The organism is Kribbella sp. NPDC006257 (assembly GCF_040613535.1).
In the GTDB taxonomy this organism is placed as follows: domain Bacteria; phylum Actinomycetota; class Actinomycetes; order Propionibacteriales; family Kribbellaceae; genus Kribbella.
This window is the reverse complement of the sequence record NZ_JBEXSJ010000032.1, coordinates 46531-62170: the sequence shown is the minus strand read 5'-3', so window position 1 is coordinate 62170 and position 15640 is coordinate 46531. Positions and strand designations below refer to the sequence as shown.

The 15640-nt window shown below is 66.7% G+C and carries 15 protein-coding genes and 2 tRNA genes; 5 read left to right on the top strand and 12 right to left on the bottom strand.

Going from position 1 to position 15640, the window contains the following annotated elements:
• Positions 1 to 39: 39 nt before the first annotated feature.
• The 4 genes from ABZ004_RS30795 to ABZ004_RS30780 form a co-directional block, all read right to left on the bottom strand.
• Entirely contained in the window at positions 40 to 651 is a 612-nt protein-coding gene (locus tag ABZ004_RS30795; protein WP_355684586.1) for an ATP-dependent Clp protease proteolytic subunit, read from the bottom strand.
• A gap of 28 nt (positions 652 to 679) precedes the next feature.
• Entirely contained in the window at positions 680 to 1303 is a 624-nt protein-coding gene (locus ABZ004_RS30790) for an ATP-dependent Clp protease proteolytic subunit (protein WP_112245895.1), read from the bottom strand.
• Positions 1304 to 1766: 463 nt separating this feature from the next.
• A complete protein-coding gene (gene tig, locus ABZ004_RS30785) occupies positions 1767 to 3155 on the bottom strand; it encodes a trigger factor (RefSeq protein ID WP_355684585.1) in 1389 nt (462 codons plus the stop codon).
• A gap of 77 nt (positions 3156 to 3232) precedes the next feature.
• A tRNA-Pro gene (locus ABZ004_RS30780) sits at positions 3233 to 3305 on the bottom strand.
• Positions 3306 to 3451: 146 nt separating this feature from the next.
• On the opposite strand from ABZ004_RS30780, the gene ABZ004_RS30775 reads away from it, so the two are divergent.
• Positions 3452 to 3522 (top strand) — tRNA-Gly (locus ABZ004_RS30775).
• Between the two features lie 625 nt (positions 3523 to 4147).
• On the opposite strand, the gene ABZ004_RS30770 is transcribed toward ABZ004_RS30775, so the two are convergent.
• A complete protein-coding gene (locus ABZ004_RS30770) occupies positions 4148 to 4801 on the bottom strand; it encodes a hypothetical protein (protein WP_355684584.1) in 654 nt (217 codons plus the stop codon).
• A 222-nt stretch (positions 4802 to 5023) separates the two neighbouring features.
• On the opposite strand from ABZ004_RS30770, the gene ABZ004_RS30765 reads away from it, so the two are divergent.
• Together ABZ004_RS30765 and ABZ004_RS30760 are read left to right on the top strand one after the other, a co-directional pair.
• Positions 5024 to 5221, top strand: a complete 198-nt coding sequence (locus ABZ004_RS30765; protein WP_355684583.1) for a hypothetical protein — start codon at positions 5024 to 5026, stop codon at positions 5219 to 5221.
• Positions 5222 to 5262: 41 nt separating this feature from the next.
• Positions 5263 to 5859: a hypothetical protein gene (locus ABZ004_RS30760; RefSeq protein WP_355684582.1), complete on the top strand. Its 597-nt coding sequence runs from the start codon at positions 5263 to 5265 to the stop codon at positions 5857 to 5859.
• 29 nt (positions 5860 to 5888) lie between these two features.
• Here ABZ004_RS30760 and ABZ004_RS30755 read toward each other — a convergent pair whose 3' ends face one another.
• Genes ABZ004_RS30755 through ABZ004_RS30735 form a run of 5 tightly spaced genes read right to left on the bottom strand, consistent with a single transcriptional unit; the run spans position 5889 to position 9135 of the window.
• Entirely contained in the window at positions 5889 to 6371 is a 483-nt protein-coding gene (locus ABZ004_RS30755; RefSeq protein WP_355684581.1) for a hypothetical protein, read from the bottom strand.
• Complete coding sequence (locus ABZ004_RS30750) at positions 6371 to 6883, bottom strand: GNAT family N-acetyltransferase (protein ID WP_355684580.1); 513 nt, start codon at positions 6881 to 6883, stop codon at positions 6371 to 6373. Before ABZ004_RS30750 ends, ABZ004_RS30755 begins: the two co-directional genes overlap by 1 nt.
• 11 nt (positions 6884 to 6894) lie before the next feature.
• Entirely contained in the window at positions 6895 to 7194 is a 300-nt protein-coding gene (locus tag ABZ004_RS30745; protein ID WP_355684579.1) for a hypothetical protein, read from the bottom strand.
• A gap of 8 nt (positions 7195 to 7202) precedes the next feature.
• Complete coding sequence (locus tag ABZ004_RS30740; RefSeq protein WP_355684578.1) at positions 7203 to 7928, bottom strand: transporter substrate-binding domain-containing protein; 726 nt, start codon at positions 7926 to 7928, stop codon at positions 7203 to 7205.
• A gap of 10 nt (positions 7929 to 7938) precedes the next feature.
• Positions 7939 to 9135, bottom strand: a complete 1197-nt coding sequence (locus ABZ004_RS30735; protein ID WP_355684577.1) for an MFS transporter — start codon at positions 9133 to 9135, stop codon at positions 7939 to 7941.
• A gap of 206 nt (positions 9136 to 9341) precedes the next feature.
• On the opposite strand from ABZ004_RS30735, the gene ABZ004_RS30730 reads away from it, so the two are divergent.
• The gene (locus ABZ004_RS30730; RefSeq protein WP_355684576.1) at positions 9342 to 9656 is read left to right on the top strand and encodes a hypothetical protein; all 315 of its coding nucleotides are present in this window, start codon (positions 9342 to 9344) and stop codon (positions 9654 to 9656) included.
• Here the strand turns inward: ABZ004_RS30730 and ABZ004_RS30725 are convergent.
• The gene (locus tag ABZ004_RS30725) at positions 9615 to 11387 is read right to left on the bottom strand and encodes a hypothetical protein (RefSeq protein ID WP_355684575.1); all 1773 of its coding nucleotides are present in this window, start codon (positions 11385 to 11387) and stop codon (positions 9615 to 9617) included. The genes ABZ004_RS30730 and ABZ004_RS30725 overlap by 42 nt on opposite strands.
• A gap of 3 nt (positions 11388 to 11390) precedes the next feature.
• Positions 11391 to 12452, bottom strand: a complete 1062-nt coding sequence (locus ABZ004_RS30720; protein WP_355684574.1) for a MoxR family ATPase — start codon at positions 12450 to 12452, stop codon at positions 11391 to 11393.
• A gap of 147 nt (positions 12453 to 12599) precedes the next feature.
• Between ABZ004_RS30720 and ABZ004_RS30715 the strand changes: the two genes are divergently transcribed.
• Positions 12600 to 15419 carry a hypothetical protein gene (locus ABZ004_RS30715; RefSeq protein ID WP_355684573.1) on the top strand — a complete coding sequence of 940 codons (2820 nt, stop codon included), beginning with the start codon at positions 12600 to 12602 and terminating at the stop codon, positions 15417 to 15419.
• Positions 15420 to 15640 lie beyond the last annotated feature (221 nt).

Here is a 15640-nt window from a genome sequence, read left to right as displayed (position 1 = left end):
GGCCGCCAGGCGGCGGCACCGCAGAAATCTTGCAGAAAACTAGGCGCCGACCGCGAGCGGCGTCTTGCGGGACTCCAGCACGGAGTCGATCAGGCCGTACTCGACAGCCTGCTCGGCAGTCAGGAACTTGTCCCGCTCGATGTCGCGGGAGACTTCTTCCAGCGACTTCCCGCTGGCGTCGGAGAGCATCTTCTCCAGCAGCGAGCGCAGCCGCAGGATCTCGTTCGCCTGGATCTCGATGTCGCTCGACTGGCCGTAAGTGCCCTCGGTGGCCGGCTGGTGGATGATGATCCGGCTGTTCGGCAGCGCCATCCGCTTACCCGGCGTACCGGCTGCGAGCAGCACGGCGGCGGCGGACGCCGCCTGGCCGAGGCAGACCGTCTGGACGTCGGCCTTGATGTAGCGGATCGTGTCGTAGATCGCGGTCAGCGCCGTGAAGGAGCCGCCCGGCGAGTTGATGTAGATGCTGATGTCGCGGTCGGGGTCCATCGACTCCAGGCAGAGCAGCTGCGCCATCACGGCGTTCGCGATCTCGTCGGAGATCGGCGTACCGAGGAAGATGGTGCGCTCCTCGAACAGCTTGGTGTAGGGGTCGACGCGGCGCATGCCGTACGACGTGCGCTCCTCCCACTGCGGGATGAAGTAGTTCATGCTCGTGTCCTTACTACAGAGTGGGAGATCAGGAGTTGGGGCTGCCGCTGCTCAGCTGAGCAGCACTCGCCACGACGTGGTCGATGAAGCCGTAGTCCTTCGCCTGGTCAGCCGTGAACCAGCGGTCCCGGTCGGCGTCGGTCTCGACCTGCTCGAGCGCCTGGCCGGTGTGCTCGGCGATCAGCTTGAACAGCTGCGCCTTGATGTGCAGCGACTGCTGGGCCTGGATCTTGATGTCGGAGGCCGTACCACCCATGCCGCCGGAAGGCTGGTGCATCATGATCCGCGCGTGCGGGAGGGCGAACCGCTTGTCCTTCGCACCGGCGCAGAGCAGGAACTGCCCCATCGACGCCGCGAGGCCCATACCGACGGTGGCGACGTCGTTGGAGATCCACTGCATGGTGTCGTAGATCGCCATACCGGAGTCCACCGAGCCACCCGGCGAGTTGATGTACAGCCAGATGTCCTTGTTGGGGTCCTCGGCGTTGAGGAGCAACATCTGAGCGCAGATCGCGTTCGCGTTGTCGTCGCGAACCTCGGACCCCAGGAAGATGATCCGGTTGCTCAGCAGGCGCTGGTAGATGTGGTCGTCGAGTCCGCCGGATCCGTTGCCGCCCGCGGCGGTGGGGCTGGCTGCAAATGTCTCGTTCACGAAGCCGACATTACTGGTCGGCGACGACAGACCGGAGCCCGGTAGGCAAGTGTTCGCTCACGGCGCACGTCATCTGCCCTCAGCCAACTACTTTGCGCCTCTGCCCGAGCGATGATTTCCGTCATTGTGCCGCCAGGCCTGGGCATTGAGCCACTCCGTGATTACATAGCGGAGTCAAGGAGACACGCGACGTAGCGGATGGCTGCGGACCAGATACCGCACGGTGATCTCCGCCGCGCACCAGGATCGCTCGGCAAGACCGGCATCGTGGCCCAGAGCGGCGCGAAACTCACACCGGGCCGGGCTCTGTCCCAAACCGCGGTGACTCTGATGGCGAACACAGCGACGGCACCAGGGTGCTGACGAGCTCATCGCCGGCTTTGTAGCCCAGCAGGACCTGCGTACGGCGTACGACGTCAACGGCCCCGGAATCCAGGAGGACTCCGGGGCCGTCAGCGATCTATCAGGCCTTGGCGGGCTCTTCGACCGGGGTTTCGTCGGTGGCGGCCTCAGCCTCGGGGTCTGCGTAGGTGCCGTCCGGCTGCAGCGTCTTCAGCTCGACCACGTTGCCGGAGGCGTCGGTGACCTTGGCGTTCTCGACCAGGTGGGCGAGCGCCTTGCCGCGGACGACCTCGGAGACCAGGCTCGGCACCAGGTTGTTCTCGACGGCGTGCTGGGCGAACTGGTCCGGGCTGACGCCGGAACGCTGCGCGTGCCGGACGATGTGCTCGGTCAGCTCCTGGTCGTTGACGCTCAGTTCCTGCTGCTCGGCCACCAGATCGAGCACGAACTGGGCCTTGATCGCGTCCTCGGAACGCTTCTTCAGGTCCTCGTCGAACTCTTCCTCGGTCTGCTCCTCGCCCTCGAGGAACTGCGCGAACGTCATCCCGGAGTACCCGAGCTGCTGCTCGAGGTTCTCCCGGCGGGCCGCCAGCTCGTCGGTCAGCAGGCCCTCGGGGACCGGCACCTCGACCAGGGTGAGGATCTTCTCGAGCACCGCGTCGCGGGCGTCACCGGCCTGCTCGAGGCGCTTGCCCCGCTCCAGCCGCGCCTTCACGTCGGCGGTCAGCTCGTCGGCGGTGTCGAACTCCGACGCGGTCTGCGCGAAGTCGTCGTCGTACGCCGGCAGCTCCTGCTCCTTGACCGCGGTCACCTTGACCTCGACCTGGACGTCCTCGCCCTTCAGCTCGCCACCGACCAGCTGGGTGGTGAAGGTCGCGGACTCGCCGGCGGACAGGCCGATGACGGCCTCGTCCAGACCGTCCAGCAGCTGGCCGGAGCCGACCTGGTAGGACAGGCCGGTCGCCTGCGCCTCTTCGATCTTCTCGCCGTCCTTGGTGGCGGACAGGTCGATCGTGATGAAGTCCTTGTCGGCGACCGCGCGCTCGACCGGGTTCAGCGAACCGAACCGCTGGCGCAGCGCCTCGATCTGCTCGTTCACCTCGTCGTCGCTGATCGCGATGTCCTCGACACCGGCCTCGATACCGTCCAGGTCCGGGAGGGTGATCTCCGGGCGGACCTCGACCTCGGCGGAGAACTGCAGGCTCTCCTTGTCGTTGAACTCGGTCACGTCGACCTCAGGCCGGCCGATCGCCTTGACCTGGTTGTCCTGGACAGCCTGCGAGTAGAGCTTCGGGAGCGCGTCGTTGATCGCCTCTTCGAGCACCGGGCCGCGACCGACGCGCTGGTCGATCACCTGCGGCGGGATCTTGCCCTTGCGGAAGCCCGGGACGACGATCTGGCTGCCAATGCTCTTGTACGCCGCGTCGAGGCTCGGCTTGAGCTCCTCGAACGGCACCTCGACGATGAGCTTGACCTTGGTCGGGCTCAAGGACTCGACGGTGCTCTTCACGGTGGCGGTTCTCCTTGGTTGGTGACGTTCACAGCCGTGACCGGGCAGGCCACGCTGCAGGGTGCTGCAGGGGTTTGTCGGGGCGACAGGACTCGAACCTGCGGTCTCCTGCTCCCAAAGCAGGCGCGCTAGCCACTACGCTACGCCCCGCAGTGACCGCACGAGTCTAGTGGACGCGGAGGAGTGCTCGCGCCCCCACCCTCCCCCAGCCCGTGATCCAGACCTCATCGGAACCGGTTTGAGACCACCCCGGCCGATGTGGAATCATGGCGGCGTACCCACTCCGGTGGGTGCATGCGGGTGTAGCTCAATGGTAGAGCCCCAGTCTTCCAAACTGACTACGCGAGTTCGATTCTCGTCACCCGCTCAAAACGCGAAAGGCCCCCACCCGGGGGCCTTTCGTCTTTTCTACCCCGGATCAGGCGGCGAGCCCTTGGGCCGTGGGCGGCAGCATCCCCGCTGGTTAGCCCCGTCCCCCTGGCCGCCAGTTGGTGCGGGTTGCCCCGGAGATCATGCGGTTACCCGGTGCTGTGCTTGGCGACTCAGAAACCCTGAAGATTGACGGCACGCAACTGGGCCACCTCTGGGCAGGAGCGAACTGGGCATATCCCCTCGGCTCCGTGGCGAATCTGGTGGATCTGACCGTTGAGGTCACGACGGGTTGGCAGCCCGTGCCGCGTGTCTGTGACGGCATGGACGCACCGTCCAGCCGGCGCTGCTCAGAGGTTCGCAAGCTGGCGGATGGATGCACAGCCTTCATCCGCGATTCTGCGGCGCTAGGCGGACATCAGTACAGCGTGCGACTGGTCCGACCAGACAGAATTCAGGTATACGTGGGCTCAGCTGCTCAGATGCCGCCGGGATCGACGCACGACGCTGTGGTGGACCGCGACCGGGTGGTGGAGATCGCGCAGCAGATCACGGTTAGGCCGTGACGCGCATGCCTGGCAGCTATCAGGGGGTTCTGGCGTCTGCTGGGAGCTGCAGGTTGGCTAATCGTTGGCGCGTGGTAGTTGCACCAGCCATCGGATCGCAGTCGGCGAGGTTTCGGCCTCGACGATGTTGCCGAACGCTTCTTTTGAGAGCAGCGCTTGCAGATCCTCTTCATACTTCTGGAGAACCGCCGGTACATCCGACGGTCTTGTGTTCGCCGGGAGGTCGCGGATGATGACGAAGCTGTCGCCGGGCGCTTCGACGTACGGCGTCGGGTCTTCGATCAGAGGCTTCAGGGGCACAGCCGTCAATCCTTTTGCCTCGCCAGTACGCGGCAGCTTGCCGAGGTTTCGCCGCTCACCGACGAGGTCGAGCGCATCGAGTACGACTGGCCGAAGGCGTTCGCGGACTTCGTCAACGGTCGCGTTCTCCAGCTCCGGCCAAACCAACGAGTACTCAGGTGTTATCAGCCGGCCTATGTCGGCGATCTTCCTCAGCGGTCTGCCGCGCTTGTCAGATCGGAATTCAAGTCCGACCGAGACTCGTTCATAGCCTGCCTGTGCCAGCCAGATGCCACCATCGAATTCCGTGAGCAGTTCGCTCTCAAGCGAGGAGAGAGCGATGCCGGCACGCGCCTCGGCGGCGCCCAAAAACGCCTGTCCCTTGGGCCCCCAGTAGGAGCCGCCAACCAACTGCAACCACTTGATCGCCATCGGCAGCTCCTCGACTGTCCTGGGGCAGGGCTCGATGACGGCGTCAGTGACCGTTCACCCCGGCCACGCTCCCACAATTGAGCGGCACAGCTGACTGAAACCGGTCGTGAAGTTGGCGCTGCATGGGTTGGGAGCTCTCGTAGCGCTCGTTCATGGAAGTTCGGCGGGCGGTTCCTCGGTGTAGGGCGAGGTGGGCGCCGAGGAAGCCATCTTCGATCACGAGTGGCGATTCTCAGCAAGGGCTTCCACTCAACTGGCCGAAAAACTCAACGGCTGAACGCCGCGCTGGCCCACGCCCTCGACTTCCGCACCTGGCACTCCCTCTGCTCCCAAGGCGGCCTCACCGACGACGAGGTGATCCACCTCATGCTGATCACCGTCCCAGCAGCTCTCCACGATCAACGGGCCCTGCCGGGGTAAATAGGTTCGTCCGTACGGCGGTGCGCTGCCACGATGTGCCCATGGACCTGGTGATCATCTTCGGCCCGGCCGCGGTCGGGAAAATGACCGTGGGACACGCGTTGTGTGAAGTCACCGGGTTCAAGCTGTTTCACAACCACGCGACCATCGAGCCGGTGCTCGGCATCTTCCCGTTCGGCTCCGCGCCGTTCGGGCGGTTGGTCTCGGAATTCCGCCGCCGAGTGATCGAAGAGGCCGCGGCTTCGGACCTGCTCGGTCTGATCTTCACCTTCGTCTGGGGCCTGAACGATCCCGCTGACTCCGACACGATCGCGTCGTACATCCACATCGTCGAACAAGCCGGCGGCCGGGCACGGCTGGTCGAGCTGTACGCCGAACAGGAAGAGCGCCTCGCCCGCAACGGTACCGAGTTCCGCCTCACCGAGCAGGCGAGCAAGCGCGATCTGGAGAGCTCCCGCACCCTCCTCCTCGCGATGGACACCGACCACACCCTGAACACCGGCGGCCCTCGCACCGTCGCCCAAGACCTGATCGACCAGCACGATCACCTCCGCATCGACAACACCAACCTCACACCAGAACAAGCAGCCGAACGAATCACCAAAGCCTTCGCTCTACCGCACAACCCCGCACCCTGAGAATGCCCAGCCGGAATGCAGGGCCTGTCTCACCACGGTTCGGCTAGGCGGATGACTCGGTCGGCGGTGACGTCGTAGCCGAGCACTGGGTGGTTGTAGTCGCCTTCTGGTGTCATCAGGACAGGCTTCCCGAGGCGACGGCCGATCGTGGCGAAGAAGTCGCACAACAGGTCCAGCCGATCTTGTCCTTGCAGTTCATGGAGGTCGATGTCGAAGTCGATCTCGGTCGGCGCGAGGAAGCGGAAGATCGCCAGTACGTCGGGCGCCGGCCAGACCCGCAGATCCGGCATCTCGGCGTCGGCCGGTCGAGAGAGCACCGCCTCGGCCGGGGGCAGCGGCAGCACGGTGCCCCCCACGCTGTATTCGTATCGCCAGCCACTCGTTCTGATCAGGTCAAGAACCGCCTGCCATTCCTCGACCGAGGTGTCGGGCACATAGACGTCCGGCAGGCTCCCCATCAGATCGATGTCGAAGAAGCACTGCACGTCTTCCCACAACAGGTCACCAGGCATCAGCGGTCCAGGTTGAGGCGGTGGATTACGACATCCACATCGCGGACTGTTTCGTGGCGGGTGGGTTTGAAGCCGAGGCGGTGGGCCAAGTGGGTGCTGGGGGTGTTGGCTGGGTTGATGACTGCGATCGGGTGGTCGTCGGCGAGGTTGGCGGTGGCCCAGGCGATCCAGGCGCGCGTGCCTTCCTGCGCTATTCCTTGGCCCTGCGCGGCGCGGGAGAGGGCGTATCCGAGTTCGGTCTCGTCCCACTCGGGCCAGTACGAAAGGCCGATCCTGCCGAGGAGCTGGCCGGTTTCTCGGCAGATGACGGCGCTCTGACCGTAGCCCCGCTCGTCCCAGGTCCGGGCGAAGCGCTCGATCTGTTCGCGGGTGGACTCGGCGGTCAACAGGTCCCCACCGATGTACCGCGCGACCTCGGGATCGGAGTACACGTTCCACAGCTCGGCGGCGTACTCCACCCCGAGCGGCACCAACCGAAGCCGCTCCGTCTCCAGAATCACCTGCTCACCCACACCTCCAAAGCCTAGGCGAACCGGTCATCGGCGACCGTGGCGTCGATGGTGTCTTCGCGGGCTATCAAGAGGGGAATCGAATCCGGGCTGAGTGGCACCCAACCGGGTTCGAGGTGGATGTGGCCTCCGCTTGGTGCTGTGGAATCGGACAGGGAGAGGCACCACCGGGCGAGGTCGCGGAGGCCGGCGGGGTCGCCGTACAGCTCGACCGCGCCATTCACCACCTCGACGCGAATGGTTCCGCCTTCGACCGGTGCGACGACTCCGGTCTCTCGGCGGTAGCGCGGGACCGAAAGCGAGATCTCGTCCATGGCGAGCGCTACTCGGCGGGTGGGGCGACGGTGGCGACGGGGCGGTGGGAACGGGCTAGGGAATTGGCGATGAAGCCGGAGGACTTGAGGTCTTCGATCAAGGTGTGGAGGAAGTGGAGGGTTTCGGGGGTGCGGGACTTCGGTGTGCCGACTGCTTGCTGGATTTGCATGAAACGGTCTTGGATGACGCGGAGGTCGGGGTTGGCGGCCACGTAGTCGGTGATGGGTTGGCGGATGCCGGCGGCTGCCTCGAGAGCGCCCTCGCGGAAGGCGGTCGTGCCTTCCTCGCCCTGGACGACGGTGGCGTGCTGGAGGGTGCGGGACAGATACAGGTCGTACGCCGAACCGCGCTTCACCCCGATCCGGATGCCCTCGGCATCGACCTCGTCGACCGTCGTCAACGGTGAGTCCACCGGTACGGCGTACACGCCCTCGATCACCACGTACGGCGCGGTGAAGGCAACCTCTGCCTCCCGGGCGTGGTCGATCGCGAGGAAGCAGATGTCGGCCCGGCCGGACGTCATCGCCTCGAAGGACTTGCGGGCCGCGTCGAAGCAGATCAGCTCGAGCGAGACGCCCAGCCGCGCGGCGATCTCGCGCGCGATGTCGACAGTGACCCCGGTCGGTTCCTCGGGTGTCCCCTGCGCGAGCACCGGGTTTCCCAGGTTGATAGAAGCCCGCAGTACGCCGTCCGCGGCCAGATCCTTGACCACCTCAGCACTCACATTCACCATGCCCGCGACCCTATAAGCACCCCAGCTCAGCCGTGGCCTGACTCCGCAGCGGTGAGCGGGCAGCTACGGCGACTCCGGCGAGCATGCCGGCGCAACTGAGTAGAAGAGTCGCCCGTACGCCGAGGTAGGTGGCCGCGAGTCCTCCAGCGAGCGCTCCGACGGTCTGGCCGCCGATGACCAAGGTGCGCCAGGTCGCGGTCACCTGGGCCAACAGGTGCTCCGGTACGAGCGCCTGGCGAAGCGTTCGCTGCGGTACGCCGTACAGCGACATCCCCAAGCCCGCCACCATCTGGGCGAGGAGGACAAGCGGCAACCAACCGCTAGCGAGCACAGCGCCTGCCAGCGAAGCCAGGAGCTGGCCGGAGACATACGCGCGCCCCATGCCGAGCCTGCGACTGTAGGCGGGTGCCACCAGAGTTCCAACCACAGCAGCAACTCCTGCGACGGTGATCGCGACGCCGACCAGCAGTGGCGGCCAATGGAGATCGCGGACGAGGTAGAGGACCACTAGCGGAGCCTGCGCAGCACCAGCGAGTGAGGCGATAGTTGCCGACAAGGTCAGAGCCGACAACACAGGACTGCCGAACAGCTCGCGTAGTCCTCCCAGCAGCCGGTACCGACCAGGAGCTAGCGCAGGCACCGGCGGCTCCTTGATCAAGAAGGAAGCCACAGCTGAGGCCAGGAACGACAGTGCATCTACCGCGATCGCAAACGGAGCACTGGCGACCTGTGTCAGAACACCTGCGATAGAAGGGCCAGTAGTCGAGGCAACGGTCTGGTTCAGCATCGACGCGCTGTTCGCCTGCATCAGCGAAGCTCGTGGCACCAATGCGGGCAGCAGAGTCATCGACGCTGTGTCCGAGAGCAGTGTCAGTACTCCGGCCAGCACAGCCACGACGTACAGGTGCTCGATCCGTAGCAACCCCACGGCCGACAGCACGGGCACAGACCCAAGCAGGACTGCCCGCCCCACGTCGGCCGCGATCATCACTCGCCGCCGCGACACCCGGCTCACCCACACACCAGCTGGCAGCCCGAACACCAGATGCGGCACAACAGTCAGCGCCGACAACACCCCTATCTCGACCGGCGACGCCCCCAGCGTGACCACAGCAACCAGCGGCATCGCAACCGCCGTAATCGCACTCCCCGAAGCAGAAACCGCCTGCCCAACCCACAACTTCAGAAACTCACGGTGCCTGAGCATCTCCCGACACTGTCACTCGTCAGGACCCACGGGCCGCCCTTGTTCACCATGAGCGAAGCCTGTTCACCCCCAGCAGAAACCCCAACCCTGCAAGGTGGAAGCTGCCGACTGTCTTGCCCTCGACCTGATCGGGATGGGCAGGTCTGGCAGACCCGCGCTCGACTACCGGCTGGCCGACCACATCGCATACGTCGAAGAACTCGCCGATGCTCAGGTGGCCGCAGGAGATCCCGATCGCCGGCGAACCGGCCGATGTCGCCGCGCTCGTCCAGGCGAACCAAATGATCATCGCGGACCCGGGCGCCGCGAATCTCCTGCTCTACGGCGAGCCCGGCGCGGTGATCGGCGCAGAAGAGGTCGCGTGGTGCCGCACCAACGGCCGCAACCTGACGATCACCTCCGTGGGCGCCGGCATCCATTTCCTCCCCGAGGACCAACCAGCGAAGATCGCGGCCGCCTTGATCACCTGGCTGGACCAGCTAAGAGACGCGGAAGACCGGGCCGCGGGGGGCGAAGGGTAGGGAGGCGCCGGCGGGCATCAGCCACGCGTGATCCCGGCGTACGCGGACCACGTCGCAGTAGCCGTCCGTGATGATCAGGATCGGGCCGTTCGACGGGAAGTCGTCAGCGCGCTCCAGTAGGTCCACGCCGGGCTGCAACCGGGTGCCGCCACGCCCACGCACCTGCACTCTCCCCGCCAGGGAGTCGACCGGTAGGTAGCCGGCGTCGTAAGCCACAGCGTCGCAGTAGACGACACGCGCCGCAGGCACGTCCCGAGCCATCGAGTACGACGCGATCGCGCCGAGCGCCTTGCCGAGGAGAACCCGGTCCATCGAGCCGGAGGTGTCCAGCACCACCCCGTACGTCGGGAGCTGCTCGCGCTCCACCGGCCGGATCCACCCGGGCCGCGGGATGTCTGGAGTGGACGCCTGCCGCCGCGACGCCCGTGCATAGGTACGACGACGAGTAGCCGCCGGCACGAACTCCTCGAACCAGCGCGCCAACTGCGCATCCCAAGCCAGCGGCGGATGATCCAGCGCCCGGATCTCAGCAACAAGACCGGCAGGCAGCAGACCGCGCGAGGAATCGTGGTACGCGAGTCCAGTCGTCAAGGCACGCCGGTAGATGTCGTCGAGCCCAGCAGCGCGCTGTGCTTCACCAGGGTGCGGCAGTGGCTCGCCCAGCACATCTCCGAGCCCGACGCCGCGCAGTGTCGCCAGCTTCCGGTAGCGGCGCAGGTCAGTGACGATCCGGTCGTAGACAGCCTCGACTGAGAGCTCCTTGAGCGACGGATCGTGCAGAGCACCGTCAGGCATCGTGCCGACGCCCATCTCCAGCAGCCAGCCGTTGATGACCAGGTCCGCAGCCACGTTCCACAGGTAGTGGTCCCGCCCGCCGACCCGCGCACCGTGACGCAGAGCAGCGTGCAGCATCTCGTGCGCCATCACGAACCGCCACTCGTTCGCAGTGAGCGAGGCCAGCGGGTTCACGTAGATCTCCCCGACCTCCGAGTTCACCGCTGCGACCCGGATGTCCCACTGCCGTGCCAGCGGAGTCGACGCGACCACCTTCATCGTCGCTGCCATCGCCCCGAGCAACGGGTACGACGAGACGAACCACCCCAGCGCCGCGTCCCACAACGCCACCGACCGCCCCGAGTCCGACAGCGACATCCGCGCCCCACCAGCGACATCGACCGCTGCAGTAGCGGCAGCGGACAACCCCGACGCGAACCGCTCCTCCCACTTCGGCGGATCACCCCAGCCGGTCCACGGCCGGAGCAGCACGTCCGCCTGACCACCCGCCACGCCGCAGTCAGCAAAGGCAGCCGGTACGCCGTCCTGCCGCCACCGGCGAGCCAGTACCTCTTCCGAGGTCCCCGGCAGGTCCGACGACACCTGGACCACCGCCCGGCCGAGCTTGAGCGACTGCAGGAACCGGTTCACCGCCACGTCGCAGGCAGCGGCTGCCGCTTGATCCGGATCGACCCAGGAGCCGTGCCCCAGGCCCAGGTGGATCAGCAGATGCGCGAACACCCACGCCCACTCCTCCGGCGTACCGCGGCGCGTCTCGTGCACCAGGACAGCGCCGTGCGAGTTGATCGTCGCCCAGCCGTCAGCTGGCACCGAGGAGTCCCGGACCGGTCCGCCGCCTCCCATCGCAGCGAACAGGGGATGAGCTGCAACGATCCGCCAGCCGGCCTGAATCGCCTCCCAAGCCGGATCCTTCTTGGCAGCAGGTCGCCTGGCCATCAGCTAGGCCCGGGCGGCAACGAGTCGCGGCAGATCACGCGTCACCTCGACCAGGAACCACGACGGCAGGACCGCGTTGCCGTCGTCATCGGTCGCGATCACGATCTGGGCGATCTCCAGCGAGATCTCCGCGAGCTGCACCAGCAGCGCCTTCCCCCGATGCGCCAGCTGCCGCGCCGCCGGGCTCGCCGACGCCTTGTCCGCGGCCAGCTCCTTCACCAGCCGCGCCCGGAACGTCTCGGCCAGGAAGTACAGCAGGTCCCGGTCCTCGGCGGCAGCAGGCCAGCCCGCGTCGCCCTTGAGGATCGCGTCCAGGCCGAAGGCGTTCCGGACCGTCTTCACGAAGGCACGGAAACTGGAGGCGTGCGAGGCCGACAAGGTGCCGAAGGCAAGCACTCGCAGAGTCTCGTCCGAGATCCCGTCGCCGTAGGAGTGCAGCGCGTCCGACAGCATGTGCCAGCTCCGCGGCGACGAGAACGGCTCCTCGGTTTTCGGCGGCGCCGTCCACAGGTGGTCCGGCCGGTTCCGCAGGTAGTCGAGCACCAGCCCGTGGATCCCGGCCCCGGCCGCCCAGCGCAGCCAGTCCGACGCCGAGGCGCGCAGGTGCACGTGGACCAGCCGGTTCACCAGCGCCGAAGCCATCGGCCGCGCCAGCGCGTTGTCGGTGGCGCGGTTCCCGGCCCCGATCACCACCGAGCCGGCCGGCAGCTCGTACTCACCGATCCGTCGATCCAGGATCAGCGAGTAGAACGCCTTCTGCACCTCGGGCGACGAAGCATTCAGCTCGTCCAGGAACAGGCAGTACGGCGTGTCGCGGGCGATGCTCACCGGCGGAGCGAACCGGCTCCGCCCGTCGACGATCTGCGGTACGCCGATCAGGTCCTCCGGCGCGAGCTGGGTACCGAGCAGCGTGACGCACTCCAGCCCCAGCGAGTCGGCGAACGAACGCACCAGACTGCTCTTGCCGATCCCGGGCGCTCCCCACAGGAAGACCGGGCGGACAACGGCAACATGCAGCAACACCTCAGGCAGTTCCTCAGGCGTCACCGTGATCGCAGCCTGCATCAGTTCCTTTCGCAACGGTTCAAGAAGACATCCGAGGGTCCCGCACCCGCTCGCGCTCTGTCACCCGATTTACGCCTGCCGTGACCCTGACGGCCCATAGGCTCCGCCGCGGGTCCGGCAGAGGCCGGCTCGAGGGAGGGGTCCCAAGTGAAGTTCCGCAGTGCGCTGGCAACCTGCCTGCTGACCGTTATCGGGGTAGTCCCCGCCACCGCGGCCGAACCGGCCACGTATCTCGGGGACGGTGATCCGCTCGGCCCGCGCGTGGTGCATGAACCAGCGCTGCGGATCATGAGCGCATCGCCGGAGCACTACATCACCGACGTCGGTACGCCGTCCGAGGATGTGCCACGCCCGTGGGACATCCGGACTACCGCGGACGGCTATGTGGTCGGCAGCTACCAACGACTCCGCGACCTCCCGGACCGCGTGCCGCAACTGGTCGGCGACTACGCCATCGAGACCGGCACGGACCACGTCATCGCCAGCAAGATCGGCACGACACCGATGGTCCGGTACGACGCTCCTGCTGGTTCCCAGATCCGCGGCGACTACCCGGGAGGCATGCTGATCGTCCGTACGGCGGACAGCTCCTTCGCCCTGCACGACTATGACGGCACCGAACGCCCGGTCACCGGTCTGCCCGCCGATGCAGCAGTCCGGGACCGCAGCGACTCAGCTCTCCTCCTCACGGCCGGCTCGGCGTTCTACATCCTGGACCTGACCACGGGCGCCGTGACCAAGAGTGCGACCTTCACCGGCGACCTGCGGTGGGCTCAGCTGACCCCCAACCGCGTGGTTTGGCAGACCGGAACAACCGACACCGCCACCAACCTGGCCTGGAAAGCCCGGACCGGTTCCGGCGAAGGCACCGCCACTGTGCCGACCAGGCAGGAGCTGCTCACCGTCGGCGACGAGGTCGCATTCCGCGATCCCGCGACGAGTGAGCTGACCAAGGTCGACCTCGACAGCGGCACCGTCACCTGGCGCTTCCTGAGCGATGTGCAGGACGCGGCAGACCTCGGCAATGGCCGGCTCCTGGTCGCCGCTCAGGGCGGCATCTCCGCCGTGGGTCCGGATGGTGTACTCGACCGGATCAATTGGACTCCGTCGTACGCCGGGCAGTCGCGCCACGTCGCCATGGTCGGCGACCGGATCCTCACCGACGATCTCCCGCTGGTGGACGGGTTCGCGAGCGAGCGCACGGCCAAGCAGGTGACCGAGACGAGGAACTTCGGCACCAGCTGGCTTCCGCTCGACGGCGTCACCACGACCAACGACCTGCAGGCGGCCGGCGAAAGCCTGGTCACCTCGAACCCGGGCCCGAGCGGCAAATGGACCGTTCGGCTCCGGACGCCGCAGGACGACAACGTCGTCGCAGACTTCAGCCGGTTCGCACTCGGTCGCGGCGGCAAGCTGGCGCAGTACCAGCTGGAGCAGAACGGTCGGACCGGGATCTACGACACCCGGCGACGCCAGATCGTCACCACGGTTGCGGGACCGGTCGGGATCGACGGCGACACCTATTGGACCGCGAGCGACACGCTGACCGGCCGACAGGTGGACGGCTTCACCCGCACAGTCCCGTTCGGAGCGGATTGCAACGGGCTGCTCGACCTGCAGGTGGCCGGCCGCTGGGCGGTGCTCGACTGCACCGGCCCGGACGAGGTGGTCGACCTGGATCAGCAGATCCCGATCCGGACCATCTCCCTCGGCGACGGCTGGAAGATCGGTGCCGGTTTCGTCGTCCGGCCGATCACGACGACTGTGGACGGTCTTGCGCACAAGCAACTACTGGTCACCGACCTCAACGCGGCCACGCCGATCCAGCACAGCTACGGGCCGGTCGCCGGCCGGTTCTGGCGCGGCGCCAGCTACACCCCGGACGATGCCGACACGCCGCGGATCGCCTACATCGACCCCGACGGCCGGCCCCGGGTGATCACTCTCAATTGGCTCGCCGCGCCACCGACCAGTGAGAACGACAAGACACCCCCGACGCTCACAACGGCGACCGCGGGTCCCCGGGTCAGCGAGAGTGCCGACCTGAGCTTCTCCTGGGACTACGCGGATCCGAGCACACCGGAGAATCCCGGCAGCGGTGTCTCGTCATACGACGTGCGGTATCAGCAGCGGCCGAATGCGAGTTCGCCGTACGGCACCTGGGTGTTGCCAGCGAGTTGGCAGGTACTGCCCGCCAACGTGAAGCAGGTGCAGCTGCCGGGTGTCGCTCGCAGTACCGACACCTGCTTCCAGGTCCGTGCCAGGGACTCAAAGGCGAACCTGAGCGAGTGGAGCACCTCGTACTGCAGCGAGGTGGACGGGGCGGCGCCGGTACATGTCTCCAGCAAGCCTGGAGATCGGGTGATCCTCACCAGTACGGCGACGTACAGGTACTCGTTCACGGACAACGGGGCGGTTGCCTCGTACGACGTCGCCTACCGCACGGCGACGGCCGGAAACGCCTTCGGGGCGTGGGTCTATCCGGCTCCCTGGCAGGGCATCACGGCCGGCTCGGTGGGCTGGGCTCCGGTCCTCGGGTCGGATCGCTGCTTCATGGTCAGGGCCAGGGACGGGATCGGGAACACCTCTGCCTGGTCCCCCGCGACCTGCTCGGTGACGCCGCAGGACGACCGGGCGCTGACCGCCGCCGGATCGGTCGGCCGGACCACGAACAGTCTCGCCTTCCAGGGCACCACGTCGACTCTCAACGCGTCCGGAGCCTCCCTGACGAAGAGCGGTGAGGCGGGCGTCCGGGTCGCACTGGTCACCCTGAACGGACCGGGCCAGGGCAGCGTGGACGTCTACCACGCAGGCGTGAAGATCGGCCGGGTTTCACTGGCTTCGGCCACCTGGACGCGCAAGGTGACGTATCTGCCGGTGACGCCGTACCGGACCGGGACCGTCCGGGTCGTGTCGGTCGCGGCGGCTCCGGCCGCCATCGACGGGATCGCACTGCTGAGGTCGTAGGACTCATCGCACTTCGTAATGAATATGACCCCGGTCGCCGCTAGTGGCCGGGGTCATCCATTGCAGGAAGCGGCAATTGTTGACCGGGGAATGGAAATCGGAGGACATCGGTTACCACTCTGGGGGATACTTGAAATTGCGCCGTTTTCCGGTTGCGACCCCCATCCGTGCCGAGCATGTTGGGAAGTGCGCCCCTCCAGATGCCCTCAGAGCCACCTGTC